Raw genomic sequence first — 23,765 nt, 5'->3', positions numbered from 1 at the left:
AACTGACCTTCATAATCAATAACGAAATTTTATAAAAAATCAGCTTAGTTCCAGATTAAAACTTTGTTGATGTTTTAATATTTGCTTAATAATTGTTCTTTATAATTTCGCCTCCAGCCTGAATATAAACTACAATTGTTTTGGTGAATTTATGTACAATAAAAAAGATGAAAATATTAAATCTCGAGTAAAAAATGCAGTTGATGTTTCTGGAAGCTTTGATAATTGTTTTTTTCATAATTATGCACTTTATTTATTAACTAACCATCAAGCCCTTCCTAAAGATTTATTTAACTTTAAATCGATTTTGGAAGAGAGCAAGGCAGAAAAATTATCCCGCTATTTTCCTAATCAAAAATCGTTGAATCAAATTTCTTTATTAGACTCATCAAAAGATCATGCTTCAAATTATCTTTTTGAAAAAACGTTGATTTTGGGGTTTTTATTTAGAGAGTGGTTTCCAACTCAATTAATGAAGCATCCTGAATTAGGTAATAAAATGTTAGAAGGAGAGCATGGGGTATTCACTGCTTTCAAAAACTATAAAGAATACAGAAAATTTATGTCCAAGGAAGAGTTATATACGTCGGAATTTAGTGTTTTATACGAAGCTAATCAAGAATTTTTAGAATATTATTATAATCGCTCACTAGGAAAGATAGATAAGAATTCAGCTTTTGAAGAATATTTTGCTCACGTATCTTCAGATGAAGAGGCAATTAGAAATTATTGGAATATAGAAGGGTATGCATCCTATTGTAAACATATGGCCCAACCTCAGGTGAAATTATCCCATATTGAAATTATGGCAATGATGAAGGTTATAAATCAACCATTGACCATTTACGATCGTACCACTGCTGACGTTGTGGATGAATATCGTAACTTAGATACAACTTCTCCTAAGTTTGAAGTAGCGCTTCATGCTTCAGTAGGTCATTATTTTCTTTTAAAAACGAATGAGACAAAAGATGATTTAGAAGAGTATGAACAAAGTCAGACACAATATAAAAAAGATCGAAGTGAACTTCTTTCCCAGTCAAAGAAGCCTGTTTCTTCGTTATTGGTTAGAGCCACTTGTCCTAAAGGACATTTAGATGATGAGCCTTTTGATGCATTAATTGAACGTCTTTCTGAATTAGAAAATTTACGTAAAGTAGACGATAAGGAGCCAATGAGTGAAAAACCAACTGCTGTAAACCAGAACGTAAATCATAACTTCCTTTTAAATCTTGGTTCATCAATCGTTGGAACATCGGCTGCATTAGTTACTCTTGTGGGAATTGCCATATTAACAGGTCAATATGATCCAGGGCCTAGTTTAGTAGAAGAGGCAGTAGCCACTACTGTTATTTCAAGTATTGCAGGTTTAGGGTATAGTTTGTATAATTTTTTCACATTCAATGCTCAATCTAATTCTTCAAAAGAGCCTGAACAAGAATACAATTTATCTCAAAAGCAAAAGTTGAATTAATTCAGATGAAATAGGCATCAAAGGGGTGAAAAATGTCTTTGATGCCACTAATCGTATTTTATTCCCTACAGCTCATCTAATTTTGCTTTATTTTTCAATAAATTGCTTGCTTTGATTGCATTTTAAGTCTTATTGAAGCATCACCAGGGTTTGCTTGGCATTTGCTTTTATTTAGAATTGATCTGTATCAATACGATGCATCTTTGATTTTGCAAGTAACATGCTTTACGGAATAACATGTGTTTCGCGTTATTAAAATCATTTTCATGTCTTTGATGTTTCATTTATCTGGAGGATAAACCATGCCAAAGCTTCATCATAATGTTGAACTCATAGCAGTAAACAACACGTTACCTGAGAAAATTGCTTCTTCTCTATTAAAAGGGATTACTGAAAAAAGAATCTTAAAGGATCAGTTTGGAGCTTATTATTTGATTAAAAAACCCGATGCATTGACCGTAAATGATGTATTTAAAGGCTATCTTTCGGAGGAGCAATTGCAAAACCCCGATTTTGATCCCCAAAAACATATTTTCTCAATACAGCTTGAAGGTGCTTTCTTAGAAATAGTAATCCCTCGTATGGCAAAGAAAATGTTTGAAGGAATTTTAATTGTTCCTGAAAACTACCTGCATGTAGATCAAGATAAATCAATTGGTGTCATCTCCAAATTCATCAATAATTTTTCGGAGTTTTTATCGCAAAAGGATGCAATAAAAATAGAATCTCTATTTGATCGAGAACATTTACCCAAACGCGAAGATTTATCTCTTACTCCAGAAGAAGCTGAGATCATCGGCCAATTATATGCAGTGGCTTTGGTTTTTAATTTGTGGGATCTATTAAACTCTAAATTGCTTAATTCAGGTTATTGCCTCAGAGAAGGTATCAAACAAGCCGCAATCGTTGATTTTGGTTGTGGAGCTACTCTTAGTTATAAAGGGAGACATGCTGACACCCTTGCTATGGATGATCCTAATTTTTCACCTGCCAAAAAAATCGATTATAAGTTTTTTGGACAATATTATCGTGATCATTACCGGCATGGTCATGCTTTACCTTTTGATCAAGTGGTCGCTCCTCTTTTACCTCATACAATCATTTCTGATTTATTTAACATGTCAGAAAAGGATGCTATTAGCCAAGCGATGCTCAAAGGTTTTTGTGAGGCAATCACTACGGCTGAGAAAAATATGGCTCAAAATCCTTGTTTATTGGAGGAAGGATTAACAGAGTCTTATACTGCGCTCACTTTAGATTCATCCGTACAAGCAGATGAATTGCAATCTCATTTAAATACGGAGTTTTATAGCATAAAGCCCAGAAAAGACTCCCACTCTTTAATCTATTTGCTTCAACAACGCCTGATTAGCGCCAAAATATTAATTTCCCAATTCCAGGCAGGGATATCTGCAACTTCGATTCAAGAAGAAATACGGGATTATTATTATCATTCTCAAAATATGGGTAAATTGTAAGCATTTTATTGGCTTATAATTTTTTGATTTTTTGTATGCTTGTTTTTAAAATAGTTAATTTTTTAATTCAAGGGAGTAGGGTAATGGGCCTCAAATTTAGTTTAGGATTCGCATTTTTAATCAGTATGCCATCACTTTTATTTGCTGATGATACGTTAATTTTTGCTATTGATATTATTCGCCATGGTGATAGGACACCAATCATGTCTATACCTACTGTTCACTATCAATGGAAAGAAGGAGCTGGTCAGTTAACTGCAGAAGGTATGCGACAAGAATATAATATGGGTAAGGAGTTTCGTAAAAAATATATTGAGCAATCCCATTTATTGCCAGAATATTATGAATATGGAACGATGTATGTTCGTTCTACTGCATATGATCGGACTCTGATGAGTGCAGAGTCATTATTAATGGGGCTATATCCTCTAGGAACAGGACCAAAGATCGGAGATTCTTCACCTGCTTTACCGCACGGTTTTCAGCCCATCCCCATTTTTAGCGCGCCTGCAAAATATGATGAAGTCATTGTTCAGCAGGTCAGTTCTGAAGAGCGTACAAAACTCTTTGAACAATATGTTTATTCAACGAAAGAATGGCAACAAAAGAATGATGAGTTAAAAGATAAATACCCACTTTGGAGTCGTCTGACCGGTATCCCAATCCAGAGTTTAGCTGAGTTGCAATTGTTGGGGGATTCGTTGTATGTTCATCAAACTCATAATATTCCTCTGCCAGAAGGCCTTACTGCTAATGATGTTGAAACAATTATCAATGCCAGTAACTGGGCTTTTATGGCTCAAGAAAGACCAAAGCAAGTCGCAAATGCTTATAGTACTAAGCTCATGAAAAATATTGCGGATTATCTTTATAGCGGCAGTCAGAAAAAATCCAACTTGAAGTATGTTTTATTGTCTGCTCATGATACTACTATTACAAGTGCTTTGAGTTTTATGGGGGCTCCTTTAGAGACAGCACCACCTTATGCTTCAAATCTCAATTTCTCACTCTATGAAAGTGATTCCGTGGGTTACACCGTAAAAGTCACCTATAATGGTAGCCCAGTTTTGATTCCTGCTTGTGGTGGTTATGTATGTGAGTTACAACAATTCATGAAATTAGTGGATTAATCAATCATAACTATTCATGCAGCGGATGTTCTTGAATATTTAGATTTCGTCACCCTCCGCGAAAACGGAGGGTCTAAGTGCAACAAATCTTATTCTAAAATCTCACCTTGTAACACGCTTTCTCGAATATACTTATAAGTATCTTTCTTTGAGATGAGCAAAATAATAGTGTGGGTTCAATTCTTCACCTGTTGCCTGACGCAAGAGCTCTTGATAGGGATATAATCTACCTTTTTGGTGAAGATTTTCTCTGAGCCAACTTAATAAAGCCTTAAAATTGCCTTCCTGTATGTGCTCTTTAATATCAGGGATTGATTTTTTTAAGGCAGCAAACAGCTGCGCAGCGATTAATGCGCCCAACGTATAAGCGGAAAAATAGCCAAAAATTCCTGAGGGCCAATGAACATCTTGCATGACTCCATTTTTGTCATCACCTAGAGTTGATAAGCCTAAATATTTTTGCATGTAGGAATCCCATACAGAGGGCAAATCATCAATCGTAATTTCAGAAGTAAAGAGTAATTGTTCTATTTCATAGCGAAGGATTACATGCAAAGGATAGGTAACCTCATCTGCATCAACACGAATAAATCCGGGTTTGACTTGTGTATAATGATAGAGCAGATTTTCTGCAGTTATATTTTGGGCTTCAGGAAAATATTTTTGTGCCAGGGGAGTTATAAAATTGATAAATGATAAGCTTCGACAGACTTGCATTTCAATAAGCAATGATTGGCTTTCATGGACTGACATTCCCAAAGAATGGCCTACAGGTTGAGTGCTCCATTCACGTAGCAATCCTTGTTCATATAAGGCATGGCCAGTTTCATGGGTGATTGCCATTAAAGACGATAAAAAACCATGTTCGTTATACCGTGTGGTGAGGCGCACATCACTTGAAATACCGCCACAAAAGGGATGATGACTGACATCTAATCGACCATGATTAAAATCAAATCCCAAACGAGTCATGATCTCCATTCCCAGTTGTTTTTGTTGTTCAATAGGGAAATGGCCTGTGATTGGTTTTATTTCGCGCTGACTTTGTTTTTCGAGAATCTTAGAAATAAGCGTGGGTATTTCTTGTTTTAGGGTGTTAAAAATAGGAGTGATCGTTTTACAATCTAAATCAGGCGAATATTCATCAATTAGAACATCTAAAGAGGATTTATAAAAGATTTGTGATTTGATATCAGCAATGGTTTTTACCTTTTTAAATAATTTTTCTAAGTAAGGTTTAAATGTTTGCCAATCATTTTTTGCGCGCAACTCTCGCCACGCTTGGGCACAAGTTAAAGATTCATTAGTATATTCTTCAATTAACTTTGCTGGAATGCAGGTTGATTGCTGGTATTTTTTTTCTATCCAATATACATTTCTTTGCTGCCACAATGACAGCCCGTCCATGTCTTTTGCTTGTTTGATTAACTCAGCTACTTTTTTATGGGTTAACCACCCATGTTGCACTCTACTTAAAGTAGCTAGAGCTTCAGCACGTGCTTGTCCTCCACCGGGCGGCATCATCGCTGCTTCATCCCAAGAAACGATAGCGGCTAGATTTTCAAAATCATAATATTTTTTAAGATGTTGTTCTAATTGTTGGTATGCATTCATTAATGGCTCTCTCCCTTGGATGTTTAAAACCCTCCAATAATTTGTTTCCTATAACGGAACAATTAACACGCTAAGCTATTTTGTCGTGTTTCTTCTATTGGTGCTTCAAACTGTACCACACGTTGATGAAATTTCATCACTGTAGAGCGATGGGCAATACTGATTACAGTTGTTTTAGGGAGTTTTTCTTTTAAAAGACTATAAAGTTGATCTTCGCTTTCCTCATCCAATGAAGCAGTAGCTTCGTCTAAAAAAAGCCAATCTGGTTTCTTTAATAAAGCTCTTGCAAAAGAAATTCGTTGTTGTTGGCCAAGAGATAATCTTTTTGACCAGGTATCTTTTTTATCCAACTCTGGAATAAACCGTTCCATTTTTCCGCCAACGTCAAGTAAAGCTGTTTTATATTGTTCCTCTGTATAGGTATTAACTGGATCAGGGTAGGCAAGTATGGCCCTTAATGAGTCATGTGGAATTAATGGTCTTTGAGGTAGGAAATACGTTTTTTGCTGTTGGGGAATACTAATTTCTCCTTTACCATGACCCCATGTATTCCGAATTGCTTTGAAAAAGGTACTCTTGCCAAAACCTGAAGGTGCTTTGATTAAGGTGTTTTCACCAGGATTAAACTCTAAATTTAAATCGCGCATAATATAGCCAGGATTGGAAGTACTTGGATAGGCAATATTTAAATTTTTTATGATTAATGCATTTGAGTGGGACTTATGGATGCGAATATCTTTTTGGCTCACTTTGTTGCTTTCATTATCGAGTTCCTCTTCAAGTTCGATAATTCGCTCGATACTTGTTTGATATTTTTTTAGTGAAGTATAGGAGTCAACGAACCAATTTAAGGCTTTGCTGACTTCACTAAAAGCAACCCCAACTTGCATAATTTGGTTAAAATTAATTACACCTGTGAAGTAAGCCGGGGCAGTAAAAAAATAGGGTAATATTTCGGCAATATAATTATAACTCGTTTGAAACGCAGAAACTTTGAGTTTAACCCACAGTTTTTGAAATGCATTTTGAGAGATTTGCTCTACATCTTTTGCTAATCTTTTTTGGTGATATTGCTCTCCAGCTTCAAGAGCAATATTTTCAGATTCGTTTTGAACAAACTCTAAATCCTTCCTAAATTTTGCTTCTAAACGCTCTTCTTTTTGATTCATCGTTGCTAATGATTTGCCTAACATGTGAGTAATGACACTATTGATTAATGCAACAAACAACGACGTCCATACTAAATATCCAGGGATAATAATCGTAGCGCCGAATACTACTATAGGTAGGGAGCTCCCAAGGATCCATAAAGTGCCAATAAAAGCGACTAAGGTTAAGGAGGACCTGAGAAAATCAGTACTTAATGAAAGAGTGCGGTCCACAAAGTTATCAATATTATCTTGAATACGTTGATCTGGATTATCAATATGAGGTGAAACACGTGCTAAATCTAAATAATTTTTTTTACCAAAGAGGTATTTGTTAATAAACTTTGTGGTTAACCAAGACCGCCATTGAATAGACAATGTTGTGGTTAAATAATCCATTAAGGTACCTACTCCAACAATAGCTGCACTGGTTAAAGCAATTATACCACTATAAAAAAGAAATCCAGTGAATTCTTTTGCTGTAAGCGCGGCCCAAAATCCTAAAAACCCCCAGGGGAGGCTAGCGGCTAATCCAACAAGAGCGAGGATGCAGAGTATTATGCCTCCCAGTAAAAGCCATGCCGTTAATTTTTGATCGGAACGAATAAAATAATCATTAAATAATTGGAATGCTTTTTTAAGATAAGATGGTTTAGTTGAGTTTTTTTTCATTTTATTGTTCGTATAATGAATTATTTGGGCAAAATACATTATTTATTTCTCTTACTATCATACTTTCTTGATTTTCGAAAGCAATAAAAAAAACAAAATTTGTCTATTTGCTCTACCAAATTTTGTAAGTTAATTGTAAACTTGCCCCCGAAAAAAACATTTTACTAATTAAATGTTCTTTTTTCATATCTTGAATTTTGTTTTATTTGTTAGTTTAACTTTTAAGGAGATTTTGTATGCGCGAGCGTATAGAGGTTAATTCAGAAGAGAATTTGGAAAAAAGTACTGAAGAAACTGTAGAACAAAAAGTGGAGCAAAGCTCAGAAGAAGCCAAAGAGACTGTCTCTCAAAGCTCAGAATCTACAGAAGAAAAAAACACAGCTTCTGAACAAACCGAGCAGCCAAGAACACAAGCAAGAAACGCAAATAGCTTTTTTGGTCGTAGACTCTATCTCCCATGCCCAGAAGGTGCAAAAGATCACCTCCATGTTATCGGTTTAGATGATGATGGATTAGTTATGGGTATTGTAAGTGGTGATGAGCGTATTCTTGCAATGCTTGCGCTAGGAACAATGATGGAAGTTCTGAATGCTGCAAACGAAGAAGACAGTGAAAACGAAGAAGAAAAGAGCAATTCTTTGAGCATGTAATTATGAAGTCCACGGTCTAATGCTTAGACCGTGGAGTTTCCCTCGAGTATGTCTATACTAATATCATTACAAAGCAAGGGATGCTGTTATTTAAAATGATTAAAAGACTTTTTTTTATTTTTCCATTAATGACCTTATTGCTTGTTTGCAAAATAAGCACAGCTAATAGTACTTCTACAATTGAAACTACTCTTCTCGAAGTCAATAAACTTGCAAAAATTGATAAAATTGGGGAAAAGGTAAATTTATCTCAGTTGCCAAGTCCCTATAACGTTTTATTGACGCAACCCCTAATGACTGAAGCAATTGAAAAATATTATGATCGCACAGCAATTGTAAAAACGATTGGGGCATACCTGGAGCAATCGAAGAATATTTATCATCGCTCTATTATTATGTTGGTGGATAGGAATAAAGTGCGAAATAAACCAGATATTGCACAGACCAAAAAAGAAGCTATCGTTGCTGAATTAGCATTTATTACAATTAATTTTGATGAGCTACCAAAGAAACTTGTAAATGATGTGTTACATACTAATATTCCTTTTGGTAAGTTATTGATTCAGTATCAAGTAAAAGTACTGACTCAAGATCGAAATTATTTTAAAGTAAGCTGTAATAAAGCCCTAGCAACATTAATTTCTTGTCCTCTAAATCATCCTGTTTATGGCAGAACAAATACCATTATTAGAGCAGATAACAAAAAATGGCTTGCCCATGTTATCGAGATTTTACCTAATCCAGGGCAAGAGCAGGTGCATCCTAATTAATTGAGTAATCACTAAAAATATTCATACCATTCTAAGTATGTCATGAATGTTTATGATACTATTTTGATTTGTGAAAGGGCCTCGGTTCATAGTTAACACTGATTTTGCTTCACTTATTTTTATTGGCAAAAGCTAAAAATCATTGCTTGGAGCTCATTATTTAAATGTAGGGAAAAGGGAGTTTTTTATGTGGAATGAAAAAGGAACAAAACCATTCCTGATTTTTTATATAAGTTTTTTGTTTGTTGCCACTTTTTTCTTAACTCCTACAATCACCAGCTTTTATTATTATGCTTGGGGCAAACATTTAGCTTGGTCCTATTTTGATGGGCCACCTATGATTGCTTATTTGTTCTCTATTTCTAATGCACTTTTTGGTAACACCTTTTTTTCGGTTAACATTGTTGGTTTTTTTTGTTTATTTGTAAGTGCTTGTTATATATATAAAATAGGCTGTCTCTTGCTGGATCAGAGAGTAGGATTAATTAGTACACTGATTTGGATTGTTTTACCCACTACGATTGAAAGTATTTTTGTTCGTGTTTTATATGATGCTCCCTTAAATTTGTTCACTATTCTTTCTTTTTATTATTTTGCGCGTTATGTTTCATTAAAACGTATTTTAGATCTTTATCTGAGTGCGGTTTTTACAGGAGCAATGATTTTATCGAAATATACTGCCGTTGTGAGTATTATTGGGCTGTTAGTCTATGTTTTGTTTTCAAAAAACAGACAATTGTTTCAAAGTATGCATTTTTATTTGGCAAGCTTAGTTATTTTTATAATGGCATTGCCAGTGCTCCATTGGAATGCAAGTCATCAGTGGGTTTCTATTACGTATTTATTAAATTTTCACAGTCATGCCCAAAGTAATACCTCAGTAATTCATTATTTCTTAGAATTACTATTTGTATTACTGATTAATTTTTCGGTTTTTTTAGGTTTGGCTGTATTTGGATGGTTCAAATATCAGAAGAGTAAACCGACGAAAAGTAACGAAGTTTTAGAATTAACTTATGCAGTCTTGTTTGTTGGTCTTGCTTTTTGGTTAGGGGCAGCCCTGTTAGGAGGAGATGTACGCGCGATATATTTGACTCCTCTGGGGATGAATCTTGCTCTAATTGCTGCTTATCATATTGCTCAATTTCAATATCGGCGTATTTTTATAATCATTTATTCTTTCTTTTTGCTCTTTAGTATCATTCTGATTCTTGTAAATTCCTGGCCCATAGCAACCTATTTAAAAAAAGGAAGGACTTATTCCATATTGCAACAAGCGTTATCTTTACCTGAAATCATTAAGCCTGAGCAGCCTATCGTGAGTAGTTACTTTTCTAATGCTGCCGCATTAAGCTTTTTTAGGCCCAATGGATCTGTGTATGCGATACCTTGTAATGATATCAATCAATACCAATATTGGGGTGCTGAATTTTTAAATGATTTATCTAAAGGAAAAATTGATAAAATCTCTTATGTAGACTTTTGGGATAGTAAACAATGTGCAGAACGTTTTTTTAATAAATGCCAGGCAGTCGCTACATTGTCTCATCATAAGATGATCCCTATAGTCCATAAGTTAACCAAGCCTGTGTATTTGTTTGTTTATGAATGCTCTTCCCCACGCAAGCAAGTTTAATTATTATTTCTATATCGCTTCTTTACCTGTTATTTTGTAAGCTTAGTATTCGAGAAATAGGATGTAGAACTAATAATGATTTAAACACTTATGTTGCACTGCTCATTTTATAACGTAATAATATCTCGGCTTAGTTACAAACAGGAAATGTTTGTATTTTTATTTCTTAATTTTTTAAGGGAAACAAATGAAAGGAAAATCATTTATAGGATTAATGGTTATTGCACTCTCTTTGACGAAAGCAGCTTATGCTGATTTTACTTTTTACTCCAGTACCAATGATTGTAAAAATGTCTCTGGGGATTGGAAGGGATCAGGCACAGCCTCTCATTGGTTGATAGAGTGTGCTTATAAGGGATCAGGAACCATAAGTGGGTTAGGCCCCGACGGTAGTTTTACACTTGATGTGGAAGCGCATAAACTTTCGGGTTCAAGTCTTTGTCCTCAGCATACAAAACATGCATTGACTGGGGTATGTGTTAATGGGGTAGTTATTGTAAAGACAGAGTATGGTAATTTATCAGGCTATTTCTCAACAGATTCGGGTAGCTCAAATGGTACTCTAACAGTTGCCCCTGGTATCGATGTAGACGTAGCAATTCAATTTCAACGCCAAGGTAAATAATAATGAAATATAACCTGGGCAGCAAGATAGCTCCAGGTTTTATCCTTTTTACGTTTAGACTCTCATAAAATGCCTTCTAGTTGAGCGACTTTTTTAAAGTAACTATATGTTGATATGCTTCGTTGATTCTTTCTTGGCTTATCTCGCCTGAATTGACTTTGGTTTCGATGAGGTCAATAACTTGCTTGGGATCTTGTGGTGCCGCAGGTAAGTTATTACCAAATATTAACATATCTGCACCAGCATTTATTGCTAATACTAATGCCTGTTCAAGCCCATAATTATCACTAATAGCTTTCATTTGCATATCGTCAGTAATAATAACCCCTTTAAAATGAAATTGTTTGCGTAAAAGATCAGTTAAAATTTTATGGGACAAGGTTGCGGGTAATCCAGAAGGATCCAATTGTCGATTTACAAGATGTGCTGTCATTACCATACCGCAAGAGGTAGAGGAACTCAGTAATTGCTGAAAAGGTTCTAATTCATAGGCTTGCCAAGTATCGGTTACATCCACAAATCCCAGGTGTGAATCTTTAGTGGAACTCCCATGACCCGGAAAATGTTTATAAGCGCATTGAATTTTTTGAGTTAAGAAATGTTGCGTATAAATGCTGGCATAACGAATAACTTGCTTGGGATCACTGGAAAAGCTTCTTTCTTTTTTGCCAATAATAGGGTTGTCTGGATTGACGTTTACATCAAGCTCAGGAGCAAAATTTAAATTAAAACCTGTATTTTTTAATGTTTGAGTCATTGTTTCAGCAGTGAGCTCTGCCTCATTAAGTGACTTTTTTCCTATTTCAGCTGCTGACAAAACAGGAGGAAATCCATATTGCTCTCCTAATCGATTTACTTGGCCTCCTTCATAATCTACGGAAATAAGTAGTGGTAATTGGGGGCGATGATGCTTTAAATTACCTTGTTGGGTAAAATACTGCAAATTACTATTCAGTTGATGGACCTGCTCTGGGCTTTCAATATTTTTGTCAAAATTCTTTGTGTGATAATTATAATCAAATAAAATAACGCCACCAATATTATCTTCTTCAATAGTTTTTACTATCGGAGATTGGGTGTTGATTTCTTTCCCTTCAAAACCAATAAGAAGCATTTGGCCAATTTTATCGCGTAAACTCACGTCAGATGTAGCATTAGCACTACAACTAGCAGAAATACCTAAAAACAGCAAGAGAGAGATTATAAAGTTCATATATGGCCTGTATACTACCTAAATGGATTAAATTTTATCACTTAGTGTCATTTGGTGCAATGTGATCCCTTTTCTGGAGGTATAACAAATTTGTTGATTTACATTTATTACATCCTCTTCTGGCTTGACCGGCAGATCCAAGTTCTTTGCTCCTCAATGGATCTTTGGGGCAAAACTAAGGATGACGAAACTCGAGCATAATAAGACATCAACCATTTTGATACATAACTCCTTTTCTTAGAGAGTCGACTTAATTGCATCCTGTTGGAGCGGGATTACCAAACTTTTTCTTATTTGTTGATTTACCTTTATTACGTCATCTTCCGGCTTGACCGGAAGATCCAAGTTCTTTGCTCCTCGATAGATCCCTTGTTCAAGACTAAGGATGACGATACTCTAGCGTAATAAGACATCAACAATTTTGATACATAACCCTTTTCTTAGAGTCGACTTAATTGCATCCTGTTGGAGCGGGATTACCAAACTTTTTCTTATTTGTTGGTACACTATTGGCGCTAATGGCAGCGATTATTTTTCGTATTTCTCTCTGACTAATTGACTCAACGATTTTATTGAGTATGCAATAATTTATCTTTGTTTAGGTAAATAGTTGTGCTTTTATCGCATTAATGTACATCTTATCAATAACTTCTATAATGAGAGAAGCAGGTCCTGCTGCAGTAGATGATGTGGGACCAACACATTCCGCATAAAAATTGACTGAACTTTTTGCTGCCAGAAAAGGATCTTTAATGACACTATGAAAAGCACCGATAATTCCTGAAAGTAAATTTCCTATTCCTGCCACTTTCTGTACAAGCTCTGAGTCAAAATTAAATTGAACCATTTGATGTGCATCAGCTACGATATGTCTTTTTCCACTGACTACTATAGCCATATTATATTTTTGGGACAACGATTTTGTATTTTCTATTATAATTTTCTCATCAATAAGATGCATGTTATCTTGGATTGCAAGTTCTCCTGTAAGTATGCTTGCAATTTCATTGGGGTAGCCACGGAGAATAGAAATGCGATGATTTTGAATCATATTAATTATCGCATCTGTCCTGTATCGGCTTGCACCTGCACCTACAGGATCTAAGATAATGGGTACATCCAGCTGTTTTGCCATTTTGCAGATATGATTACATAATTTAATAAAAGAGTCGTCTAATTTTCCTACGTTTATCACTACTGAGCCTGTGATTTTCAGTAATTCTTCAAGCTCTTGTTCTGCGTTGCACATTATTGGGAATCCCCCAATACTGCGGATGCCGCTTGCAACATACCCCATAGGGAAGTAGTTGGTGATTGTTAATATAAATGGCTTTTGTTGCCTCACTTTTCTTAACGCTTCATTTACTTCTGGGGTCATAAAAATTCCATTTTTAAATTGTTTTAATTGAAATGATTACAAAGAGTAGAGGTTTTTAGAAATGCCTTGCCTGATGACGGCAAGGCTAAGTAAGTCAGTATCAATAACAGCGCAATTGCCCCCAAGCATTTCGCCAGCATCCTGGATGATATGGGGCTGGTGTCGAATTGGGTCCTGGATGGTTGAGAACGCATCCACCATAGCCGTTTCTATGCCAGCCATGTCCACATCCTTGAGCTGCATCTGCAACTGATGTATAACTTACAGCAAAGAGTAAAGAGCCAACAATAATACCCGAACGTAATACTTTTGAAATGCAGGAATAAGTATTCATTACATCCTCCTTGGTTTTACTTTTTTTCTCTCCATTTAAGTATAGAGTTTATTTTTTGAATTGATTTATTTTTTAGCAAAAAAAATATTGATACAACTTATTGTTAAATCTTCAAAATTTTGTTGAAAGACAAAATCGACTCTTTTTCATATAAAAAATTTGAGTTATATAATTACCATTCCTTATCCCATAAATCTAATTGTATTGCTGATGAATTTTTATTTTTACAAAATTTCTGAATATTCAAGTAAGGTTCTGATTCAGTATTTAACCCAAATCGTTTACAAGCCAGTTGGAATCGAGTTTTAAGAAGGTTAGCATATTCTCCTTCACCACGCATACGAGTACCAAAGTTTGCATCATATTCTTTTCCTCCACGCATTTGGCGGATAAGGCTCATTACATGCTCTGCTCTTTGGGGGAAATGTTTGGCAAGCCATTCTTTAAATAATTCCTTAACTTCATAAGGTAACCTTATTAGGACGTAACTGGCATATTTCGCTCCAGCTTGGGCCGCTGTTTTCATGATTTTTTCCATTTCCATGTCATTAATCATGGGAATAATAGGAGCAACCATAATGCGTACAGGTATCTGATTTTCAGATAAATGTTTAATGATTTTTATCCGTCCAGCTGGTGTGGTAGTTCGCGGCTCCATAATTCGTTTTAAATCAGTGGAAAGAGAAGTGACACTTATGGCAACTTTGATGAGATTTTGTTGGGCCATAGGCGATAAAATGTCTAAGTCACGTTCAATAAGCGCATTTTTAGTGATAATAATTACTGGATGATTGTGATTTTCTAATACTTTCAAAATGCTGCGAGTAACTCCAAGTTTTGCTTCTACAGGCTGGTATGGGTCTGTATTTGCTCCCAAGACAATTGGTTTACATCGATAATTTGCTTTATTAATTTCTTTTTCTAAAATTTTTGCTGCATCAACTTTATAAAAAATTTTAGTTTCAAAATCGATTCCAGGAGATAAATTCATATAAGAATGGCTTGGTCTGGCATAACAATAAACACATCCATGCTCACAACCTCGATAAGGATTAATTGATTGTTCAAAACCAAGATCGGGTGAATCATTACGGCTAATGACTGATTTAGGATGCTCTGGGAATAATAAAGTTTCCAACGGCGGCAAAATTTCTTCTTGGATATCCCAACCATCCTCAAAACTTTCGCGAGTCTGGGGTTCAAAGCGCCCATCTGGGTTACTCAGAGCACCTCTATTTTTAATTGTTTGATTGGACTTCATAATCATTTTATTTAATAAAAAGCGTGTCATTATATCATATGCTTTAAACCTAAAAAGCATGGTTGAATCTCAAGTAAAGTGGCTAATGAGCAGCTAGATTCATTTGTGTTTTTTAGGTAAAACGAGATGGGAAAATTACCCTAAGACGGTCGGTTGATGACCGCTGCGGTCATTCTCGAAATACATGTTTGTTTGCCTTCCTCGTTAAAAATTTGAATTTGCCAAACCTGAGTGGAGCGACCAAGATGAATTGGGGAAGTGATTGCCGTGACTAATCCTTCTTTAACTGAATGAAGATGATTGGCATTAATTTCCAAACCAACACAAAAAAATAGCTTTAAATCAATTACAGAATTTGCAGCAGTACTTGCTACTGTTTCCGCTAATACCAAATTGGCTCCTCCATGAAGAATCCCTATAGGTTGTTTTGTGCGTTCATTAACTGGCATAGTTGCTTTTAAAAAATCAGCACCAATTTCTATAAATTGGATATCAAGATATTCGGACATTGTGTTTTTTCCGAATTGATTGAGGTCATTTAATGAAATTTCTTTAAACCATATAGTCATATTTTTTCTCCATTTCTCTTAAAAATTAAGATAAACTTTATTTATGCAAAAACCAATAATAAATTTTTATGACGAATCAAATATGCATGCGCTGTTATGTTTCGGGAAAAGTCCAAGGAGTATGGTATAGGGCTTCTGCCCAAGCGGAGGCGAGAAAGTTAGGTATTAGTGGGTGGGCACGAAATCTTGATGATGGACGTGTTGAGGTTTTTGCTTGCGGTACTGTTGACAATTTGCAAATGCTCTACGAATGGCTAAAAGAGGGGCCTAAGTTTGCTGTCGTAGAAGAATGTACTTATGAAGAGCTTATATGGCAGGAGTATAGTGGTTTTGATACGTTTTAGAGTACTTTGTTTTCTTGAATAAGTTAACTGTATGATTTAATAAAATATCCTATAGATTCAACCAACTGAAAAACTTGATCGGGCACAAAGAGTTCTAATTGAGCAAAAACATGGATCATTCCCTTAAATTCTTCTAATTGAACAGTAACACCTAAAGCTTCTATTTTTTGGGCAAAGGCAATAGCTTCATCCAATAAAGGATCATATTCAGCTGTGGCAATGTAGCATGGTGGTAATAATTCTAAATGTTTGAAATAGATAGGTGAAGCCTGAATACGATCTCCCTCATCTCGAAAATAATTATCGAAATACCATTTAATTTTTTCTCGAGTGAGCAAAAATCCTGTTCCATTGCGTTGATATGAGTCATAACTCCTCGAAAAATCAACTGAAGGGTAGATTAAGGCTAGTCCTTTAATCGCATTGTCGCCACGCTCCTTCATCTGATGACCTACTGAAATCGCTAAATTGCCTCCTGCGCTATCACCAACTAAAAATACATGCTCGGTATTCACTTGAAAATCTTTTAACAAGGGTACTCTTTGTTCAAAGACAGCAATGCAATCGAGTAATCCTGCAGGGTAAGGGAATTCAGGAGCTAGCCTATATCCAACTGAAATAACCACCGAATTGCTAGCAACAGCAATTCGCCGACAAAGAGCATCGTGAGTTTCGATACTCCCTGATAAATGTCCACCGCCATGAAAATAAAGAGTCAAGGGTAATTTTTTTTGGGGGGCAGGGTGATAAATTCGGGTTGCTATTTCATGACTAATGAGCTTAACTATTTGATTGCTTATTAATGGCACAAATGTTTTGGGTTGGATCACAAAGGCTTCGGCTGTTTTTTCAGCAAGATCACGTACTTCTTCAGGTGTATATACGAATGATTTTGTATTCACTAAATCTAAAAAATTTTGTAAGGAACGTGGAATATCATTATGCGACATCTTTATGCTCCAAATATAAAAAATTAGTTTAATCTTTGCTTTTAGCGTCTTTTAGGAGCAGCAATGTAACAATAAGTAGCCAAATTGCACTTAAGATAATAATAAAACTGGCCAAAGGATTAACGTGTAAATAGCCCATAATGATGACGCTCAAGGTTGCAAAACACATATTGACGAAACTCATCATGGCTGCAGCACTGGCTTTATCTGTAAGCGCATTTGATGCGATTAAAGAACCTCCGGAAAATAATAAGCCACTAAATAAATACAAACTGGCTGCGGTTAGGAAAAACCATAATGATGATTGGCTTTCGAGGAGCCACATGATGAATAAGTTACTGATTCCCACTGCGACACCAAAAAAACCAATAGCAATAACTTTTTGTGCTGAAAAACGGGCAAGTAATTGTTTCGCAGATAACCCACCTAAAAGCATGCCAACAATATTGAGAATGTTCCAATAGCCATATTCAGCGGCGGACAATTTTAATAACTTTTCGGCTATTTGGGGGCCTGCCGCTGAAAAACAATAGGATATTGCGGAACAGCACCCAACGACTAAAGAAAAAATCACAAGTTGCTCAGAAGTAAGAGCAGCATAATAATCACGAATAATAGTTATGACACGAATCGGTTTAGGATGAACTAGCGTTTCACTAAAGACAGAAGTTCCTAAAAGCATGATTAGCCCATGTGCAAGTAGAAACCAGAAGCATCCTTGCCAATGAAGATATTCAGTAATTATTCCGCCAATTACTACTGCAATTCCTATACCCAGAGCAAAGGATAATACTGAATAAGCCATAGCAGTTTTTCGTTGTGATTCAGGTAACCATTCATTGATGAGTATGAAAGTACACGCAAGTCCGCTAGCAGAACCTAGGGCAGTGATGAGTCGACCACTAACGAGTATCCAATAACTCTCTTGAAAAACAGCGAACAAGCAGATACAAATACCCACTAAATTGATTGTTAATCCTGTGCGTAATGCTTTTAAACGCCCAAATTGATTGGCAAGAGGTGCATAAATCAGTTGGCCAGCAACATAGCCAATTAAAAATGCGGAAACAATCCATTCAATAGTGCCAGGGCTTAAGATATATTGGGTTTGAATCTGAGGCAAAGCAGGAGTAATAATCGCAGCCGAGACGGATGCAATAGAAATATAATTGAGCAACCAAAATAGATTAAATAAGGATGGTTTTTTCGACTCTGACATGAGGATCCTTCACTATTGCTTTTTTAACAGGGGCATAAATTTTAAAAATTTATTTGTTTTTGTCAACAATTTTTTTTCAAAATGATTTGAGAGACTTGTAACAGATGCTCACACTTTTGTATAGGTCACTTTATTCCATAGAAGCTTTGCGAAAAGTTCTAACTACTTCGTTGGTTTGATTATCAATGATTTCACCATGTATGTCATAAAAATTTCCATTGACTTGAGTCAGCATCCAAGTATAAAGCTTTTCGAGATCATTTCCAGTTTGGGTCGCAATTTTTTCTTCTTTACAGTATACATATGCAGTAAATTGCTCGTTCATTTTAAGAATCCTTGATCCAAACCCTATATTATTAAGTTTAGTTGTTTTTCTTCTATTCATCACGTTTTAAAGGTAAGTATTGAACTATAATTTAAATAGAGGAGATGTATTTCAGGAGATTAAGATGAATACCAATTTTTTAGCTACGGTGATCGGTTGGTATTTTGTGATTATAAGCCTGCTTTTACTTTTAAGACGCGACATTGTAGTAACAGCAATGAGAGAATTAATGGGACAACGATCTGTGATGTTGGTTGTTGGGATTATCACATTAATTATTGGTCTATTAATGGTTACAAGCCATAATATTTGGGTCATGGGATGGCCTGTTATAGTGACTATTATCTCATGGTTAATACTTATTGGTGGCTTATTCAGGCTCTATTGTCCGGATACCGTTTATAAAATTTGGAATAAAACTATAGATAAATCGGAAAAATTGATCGTTTGTGCGGTAATTACATTAATTATCGGTCTGTTTTTACTGTATAAAGTTTATTTTGGGTAATGAAAATTTATCTCAAGAAGATGTTTGCTGCTTTGAAAAGAGGAATGAAGCCGTTAATAGATCGGCTTCAATAAGTGAATAACTGACTGGATGTAGCTTCTTGGTAGTATTCATTATAGAAATATTTTAAATCTTCAAGAAGTTCTTTTAGTGCTTCAACTTGATAATTGTGTGCTTGATAATCTTTATCTAATTGTTGGTATGTTTCTTCAAAATTTTCATACGCATATTCGGTTTCTGGATTCTCTTCATCTTTAACCTTTTGTAGTTCAACAAATATATCATCAACTTGAGTTTTGATGTTGTCGTAATCTTCTTTATTCCCAGGAATTTTGGTGATTATTTCAGCTTCATTTCGTGATCGATATAACAAATAAAGAGCAATAAGCCCAATAGGGACCAATGCGAGTAGTCCCCAATAATAGTTATTAACTGGTTCACATTGTTGAACGCTACATTCTTGAACAACAGGATTTTCTGAACCAGAGTTAATGGTTAGTGGTTGAATGGTTGTTCCATATCCATGATTTTCATAAGGTTCGGATATGAAGCACATATCGCTTGCTGGGAATTTTTGCGGAGGCTCCTGAAAAAATGAGGGATTTGATTTTGATTGCATAGGAGATTGGGAATAAGAGAAAGAAGAGGATAATTGTTTAATTTCTTGAGGCTTTTGAGGAGGTTGCAATCCTTTGAGTTCATGTTGAACTTTGACCCATTGATGCATTGAGTTTATTAATGCATTTAACTCTTGTGTTTTCCCCGCGATTGTCTCGAAATTGGTTGCTTTTGCTTTGGGTGCATTTAAATGAATAACAACCTGGCGAACATGTTCTTTTAATGCTTGATTGGTTTTAATAAGATCGGTTGTTGTTGAGGGGAATTGTGCGAGAGTATCTTGATTGTGTATGAAAGTATTTAGTTTTTCTCGTTCATAGGTTAACCATTTTTTTAAAAATGATAAGTTTTGTTCGTGCTGAATGGCTTGATGATATGCTTGTGTATTCGCTTGAATAATTTCATCAATATGTATTGAAGAGTCATCAATAAAGAGTTCAATTTGTTCGAGCAAAGAAAACAATTGTTCTTTAAATTGATAAACTGTATATACTTCTCCAGCTTGCCCTAATAGATCCATAGTTTGCGAAATAACTTTTTGGAACTGATCCAGTTCATGCAAATCAGATATTGCTTTTGCATAATGGTCCAAAATTTTATCTTGCATATCAATAAGTTGAAAATTAGGACAATTTTTAAGTTGTTCAATAGTTAATTTTAATGTTGATATAGGACTTTCTACAAGAGCTGTAGTGCTTTTACCGCATTCTTTCACTGCTTGAGTCGGGTAGGCTTTTAAATCATCGGGTTGATCAATTGCAAACGTATAGGGATGCGGGTTTACTGGATTAATATTAAGTGCAAAATGCAATATTCTATTACGGTCTGTAGATAATTGTTTGATGGTTTTTGAAAGCTCACCAAAGCGATCTCTTAATAATTGTGACTCAAGCATTTGTGTTAATTGAGGCTGGATCTGGGTTTCAATGGCGTGGCGAAAGTTTGCTAAAAATAATCTATCTGAACCAACAAAAGGCGAAATGTTTTTTTCAACAGTACGAACATACCGCGTAAGATATTCTAATTGTTCTTGAGTTTGTTTGATGTTGGGATTTTGACTTATCCCTTTTAGAATATGATTGAGATCGAGTAAAAAGAAATTTATGGGCTGATTGAGATGATCTTGACGTAGTTCTTTATTTCTTAATAATAAGTAATCACCAGTTTTTTGCATTAAATCGTATAATGCCGACCAGTGTACCCGTTGACTGTCAATAGGTTGGACATGGAAATCATCTCTGCTTAAAACATGTCTTGTTTTATAAGCATTAGAATAAAACCAAGAATGCTCATAAACATTGATTAATGCTTGTGAATCATCGGCAAACCATGAGCTAGGATTTGCTAAATAATCAGCATAAATACCTGAATTAGCCCGAGTTTTGAGTATCCATGCTCTCTGATTTAGTTCTTCTTCAGTATAACAAGCCTCAGAATGGAGCCAAAAACGAGCTTGATTGCGAAGGGGTAGATAAGATGTTTGGTATTGATGTTTTTCTTTAGTCATACTTCTCACTCCTTGAGATAGCTCAATAAATCCTAGTTATTGTGCGGTTGATAACTAATTAGAATATTTTTAAATCAATTAATTTGATAACATTCTTTTTGATAAGATGCAATACAAAAAGAATAGAGTTCATAATTGTGGTGCAGTATGGTGTTTTTTGTTAAATTATATTTTTTACTTAAATGAGTTGATTATGCCTTCTTTTGATATAGTCTCTGAAATCAATAAAGTTGAATTACGTCATGCTGTTGATAATGCGGTACGGGAGATGAGCACCCGCTTTGATTTTCGTGGAGTAGAAGCAAGTATTGAGCTCAACGATCTTATCGTTACTTTACGTGCAGAATCAGATTTTCAGGTCAGACAATTAGAAGATTTATTCCGTAATCACTGTAGCAAAAGAAATGTTGATGCTTCGGGTACTGATATAGAAGATAAACCTGTACACAGTGGCAAGTTTTTTTCTTTAAATATGACTTTTAAACAAGGTATCGATCAACCTACTGCTAAAGAAATTGTGAAATGTATTAAAGACTCCAAGGCCAAAGTACAGACATCTATTCAAGGAGATAAAGTACGGGTGACTGGGAAAAAACGTGATGATTTGCAAGAAACTATTGCGCTTTTAAAAAAATCCGAGATCAAGCTGCCGCTGCAATATGAAAATTTTCGAGATTAATTTTAGTTCAGTGCTCTTGGCTTCTGCGGACAAGCCGCAGAACGTCGGAGAGTAGAGCAGGGCTGATTTTTTAGAGATGTGCATAAGATTCAGACGATTGCAGCTGAGGACGCTCTTTCAATAGGTCTAAGTTTATTTAATTCACAATTTCATCAATTTTAGCTGAGATTCGTGCTAATAAATAAGGATCATTTTTGGCAAGACTACGAGCAACTTTTAGTTGAGCTACCGCGGCTCTTTTTTGTCCTTCAAGAAGCAAACATTGGGCTTGAGTAAAATAAGCATATCCCTTTTTATGGGCTTGAGCTTGTGCTTGAGCTAACTGACGACAAAGAGGCAGATCCTGTTTGTATTTCCTACTTCCTTTAAGCAAGATAGTCATTGCTTTTTCATTTTGATTCGCAGCCAGTAAACCGTCAGCATAAGCCATAAGTGCAGCATAATTGTCTGGATAATTCTTTTGCATTTCCTCTAATCGAGAAAGTGCTGATTTATATTGTGTTAAACCTGCTTCAGCTTGTGCCATAGCAATTTGAAAATAGAGATTGTCGTGTTGTTCTAATAAGGGAGCCAGAATTACAGAGGCTTGGCTGTATTTGTTGGTATTGATTAGTGCAAGTGCATGCCCATATTGACAGGCATAAGCAGGGGTTTTTTTGGTACATTGATGTTCGTAATAATCAAGTAAACGTTTAGGATCGCGTATGACAGAGGTGCGAATTATCTCTTTGACTAAGGCATAATCATTAGAGTCCGGATACTTTTTGTGGGCAAATGATGCAGTGCGACTATCTGCTTCTGCGATTCTGTCTCCATCTAAAGGATGAGAGCGCAGAATAGCGGGTACATTTGCAGTATAATAATAACGTGAGTTTTCCTGCATTTTTTTAAAAAAAGCAGCCATGCTATGGGGATTATATCCAGCCTTAATCAGCATATCGATCCCAATTCTATCGGCTTCTTTTTCTTTGGATCGAGCAAAGTTGATATTATCTTGTGAAAATCCTGATAGGGCTCCCATCATTCCCGCCATTCCTACAGTGGGATTGATTACGCCTAATGCAGCAGAGGCCAGTACAGTGGCAAGCATAGGAATACGCATTTGTTTTTGATGTTCTATCATGCTGTAGAGATGATGCAAACGCACATGCGCAATTTCATGTGCCATGACCCCAGCAAGTTCGCTTTCACTGGTAGTGGTTAAAATTAATTGGGAATTAATGCCAATATGTCCACCTGGGCCTGCAAAGGCATTGATTTCATTTGATTTCACAATAAAGAAATCAGGTGGTTTAATATGTCCCACTTGAGCAAGATTTTTTCCAATGTGATTAATATATTGGGATGCTAAGGGATTTCGTTCCACACTTTCTGATTGATTAATTTGTTGGATAAACTCTTTTTCTAATTGTTCTAATTCGCTTGTTGAATAAGGTGATAATCTTTCAACAGCGAAAGAAGACTGGGTTAAAATACTGATTAATAAAATCCAGTGGATGTTTTTCTTAATGTTCAATTTAATCATTAGGCTACTCAAAAATTGAATAATTTGTTATCATTCACGCATTGTAACTACTCATTCTCTCGTCGTTATCTCAGACCGCTTTCTGGGACGATGAGCTATTAAATGTGTGAGCAGTTACTAGCATTTTATAAAGGTACT

At 35.5% G+C, this 23,765-nt stretch carries 22 protein-coding genes; 10 read left to right on the top strand and 12 right to left on the bottom strand.

Translation table 11 applies throughout. The features are described 5' to 3' along the window. Positions 1-151: 151 nt before the first annotated feature. From ceg23 to DYH34_RS12660, 3 genes are all read left to right on the top strand, one after another. Entirely contained in the window at positions 152-1,474 is a 1,323-nt protein-coding gene (gene ceg23, locus DYH34_RS12670; RefSeq protein WP_058465577.1) for a Dot/Icm T4SS effector Ceg23, read from the top strand. 302 nt (positions 1,475-1,776) lie between these two features. Further along, a complete protein-coding gene (locus tag DYH34_RS12665) occupies positions 1,777-2,952 on the top strand; it encodes a hypothetical protein (RefSeq protein WP_058465578.1) in 1,176 nt (391 codons plus the stop codon). An 83-nt stretch (positions 2,953-3,035) separates the two neighbouring features. Beyond that, entirely contained in the window at positions 3,036-4,082 is a 1,047-nt protein-coding gene (locus DYH34_RS12660; RefSeq protein ID WP_058465855.1) for a histidine phosphatase family protein, read from the top strand. A gap of 132 nt (positions 4,083-4,214) precedes the next feature. Here the strand turns inward: DYH34_RS12660 and DYH34_RS12655 are convergent, their stop codons facing one another. Further along, complete coding sequence (locus DYH34_RS12655) at positions 4,215-5,696, bottom strand: carboxypeptidase M32 (RefSeq protein WP_058465579.1); 1,482 nt, start codon at positions 5,694-5,696, stop codon at positions 4,215-4,217. 62 nt (positions 5,697-5,758) lie between these two features. After that, positions 5,759-7,516: an ABC transporter ATP-binding protein/permease gene (locus DYH34_RS12650; protein ID WP_058465856.1), complete on the bottom strand. Its 1,758-nt coding sequence runs from the start codon at positions 7,514-7,516 to the stop codon at positions 5,759-5,761. Positions 7,517-7,752: 236 nt separating this feature from the next. Here DYH34_RS12650 and DYH34_RS12645 point away from each other — a divergent pair, with 236 nt between their 5' ends. The 4 genes from DYH34_RS12645 to DYH34_RS12630 all read left to right on the top strand — a co-directional run bounded on the left by DYH34_RS12645 (position 7,753) and on the right by DYH34_RS12630 (position 11,197). After that, positions 7,753-8,166 carry a hypothetical protein gene (locus tag DYH34_RS12645; RefSeq protein WP_058465580.1) on the top strand — a complete coding sequence of 138 codons (414 nt, stop codon included), beginning with the start codon at positions 7,753-7,755 and terminating at the stop codon, positions 8,164-8,166. Positions 8,167-8,261: 95 nt separating this feature from the next. Then, positions 8,262-8,936 (top strand): hypothetical protein, encoded by a 675-nt coding sequence (locus DYH34_RS12640; RefSeq protein ID WP_238589535.1) that lies wholly within the window; start codon positions 8,262-8,264, stop codon positions 8,934-8,936. Positions 8,937-9,123: 187 nt separating this feature from the next. After that, positions 9,124-10,572, top strand: coding sequence for a glycosyltransferase family 39 protein (locus DYH34_RS12635; protein ID WP_058465582.1), 1,449 nt, complete (start codon positions 9,124-9,126; stop codon positions 10,570-10,572). Positions 10,573-10,759: 187 nt separating this feature from the next. Beyond that, entirely contained in the window at positions 10,760-11,197 is a 438-nt protein-coding gene (locus DYH34_RS12630) for a hypothetical protein (protein WP_058465583.1), read from the top strand. Positions 11,198-11,273: 76 nt separating this feature from the next. On the opposite strand, the gene DYH34_RS12625 is transcribed toward DYH34_RS12630, so the two are convergent. From DYH34_RS12625 to DYH34_RS12605, 5 genes are all read right to left on the bottom strand, one after another. After that, the gene (locus DYH34_RS12625; protein WP_058465584.1) at positions 11,274-12,410 is read right to left on the bottom strand and encodes a glycoside hydrolase family 3 protein; all 1,137 of its coding nucleotides are present in this window, start codon (positions 12,408-12,410) and stop codon (positions 11,274-11,276) included. 598 nt (positions 12,411-13,008) lie between these two features. Further along, positions 13,009-13,788, bottom strand: a complete 780-nt coding sequence (thiM, locus tag DYH34_RS12620) for a hydroxyethylthiazole kinase (protein WP_058465585.1) — start codon at positions 13,786-13,788, stop codon at positions 13,009-13,011. A gap of 100 nt (positions 13,789-13,888) precedes the next feature. Then, positions 13,889-14,122, bottom strand: a complete 234-nt coding sequence (locus DYH34_RS12615) for a GCG_CRPN prefix-to-repeats domain-containing protein (RefSeq protein ID WP_058465586.1) — start codon at positions 14,120-14,122, stop codon at positions 13,889-13,891. Positions 14,123-14,294: 172 nt separating this feature from the next. Further along, positions 14,295-15,383 carry a PA0069 family radical SAM protein gene (locus tag DYH34_RS12610; RefSeq protein ID WP_058465857.1) on the bottom strand — a complete coding sequence of 363 codons (1,089 nt, stop codon included), beginning with the start codon at positions 15,381-15,383 and terminating at the stop codon, positions 14,295-14,297. Positions 15,384-15,523: 140 nt separating this feature from the next. After that, positions 15,524-15,952, bottom strand: a complete 429-nt coding sequence (locus tag DYH34_RS12605; RefSeq protein ID WP_058465587.1) for a hotdog fold thioesterase — start codon at positions 15,950-15,952, stop codon at positions 15,524-15,526. Between the two features lie 68 nt (positions 15,953-16,020). Between DYH34_RS12605 and DYH34_RS12600 the strand changes: the two genes are divergently transcribed. Continuing rightward, entirely contained in the window at positions 16,021-16,296 is a 276-nt protein-coding gene (locus tag DYH34_RS12600; RefSeq protein ID WP_058465588.1) for an acylphosphatase, read from the top strand. 23 nt (positions 16,297-16,319) lie between these two features. Here DYH34_RS12600 and DYH34_RS12595 read toward each other — a convergent pair whose 3' ends face one another. The 3 genes from DYH34_RS12595 to DYH34_RS12585 form a co-directional block, all read right to left on the bottom strand. Beyond that, positions 16,320-17,246 carry an alpha/beta hydrolase gene (locus tag DYH34_RS12595; protein ID WP_058465589.1) on the bottom strand — a complete coding sequence of 309 codons (927 nt, stop codon included), beginning with the start codon at positions 17,244-17,246 and terminating at the stop codon, positions 16,320-16,322. Positions 17,247-17,274: 28 nt separating this feature from the next. Beyond that, the gene (locus DYH34_RS12590) at positions 17,275-18,465 is read right to left on the bottom strand and encodes an MFS transporter (RefSeq protein ID WP_058465590.1); all 1,191 of its coding nucleotides are present in this window, start codon (positions 18,463-18,465) and stop codon (positions 17,275-17,277) included. A gap of 130 nt (positions 18,466-18,595) precedes the next feature. Further along, positions 18,596-18,790 carry a hypothetical protein gene (locus tag DYH34_RS12585; protein WP_058465591.1) on the bottom strand — a complete coding sequence of 65 codons (195 nt, stop codon included), beginning with the start codon at positions 18,788-18,790 and terminating at the stop codon, positions 18,596-18,598. Between the two features lie 124 nt (positions 18,791-18,914). Between DYH34_RS12585 and DYH34_RS12580 the strand changes: the two genes are divergently transcribed. Then, positions 18,915-19,298, top strand: coding sequence for a hypothetical protein (locus DYH34_RS12580; RefSeq protein WP_058465592.1), 384 nt, complete (start codon positions 18,915-18,917; stop codon positions 19,296-19,298). Positions 19,299-19,365: 67 nt separating this feature from the next. Here DYH34_RS12580 and DYH34_RS12575 read toward each other — a convergent pair whose 3' ends face one another. After that, on the bottom strand, positions 19,366-21,423 hold the full coding sequence (locus tag DYH34_RS12575; protein WP_058465593.1) for a hypothetical protein: 2,058 nt from the start codon (positions 21,421-21,423) through the stop codon (positions 19,366-19,368). A gap of 193 nt (positions 21,424-21,616) precedes the next feature. Between DYH34_RS12575 and DYH34_RS12570 the strand changes: the two genes are divergently transcribed. Beyond that, a complete protein-coding gene (locus DYH34_RS12570) occupies positions 21,617-22,102 on the top strand; it encodes a YajQ family cyclic di-GMP-binding protein (protein WP_058465594.1) in 486 nt (161 codons plus the stop codon). A 136-nt stretch (positions 22,103-22,238) separates the two neighbouring features. On the opposite strand, the gene DYH34_RS12565 is transcribed toward DYH34_RS12570, so the two are convergent. Further along, positions 22,239-23,627 carry a M48 family metalloprotease gene (locus tag DYH34_RS12565; protein ID WP_058465595.1) on the bottom strand — a complete coding sequence of 463 codons (1,389 nt, stop codon included), beginning with the start codon at positions 23,625-23,627 and terminating at the stop codon, positions 22,239-22,241. Positions 23,628-23,765 lie beyond the last annotated feature (138 nt).

This window comes from Legionella cincinnatiensis (assembly GCF_900452415.1).
Lineage (GTDB): Bacteria > Pseudomonadota > Gammaproteobacteria > Legionellales > Legionellaceae > Legionella > Legionella cincinnatiensis.
This window is presented reverse-complemented; position numbering and strand designations above follow the sequence as displayed.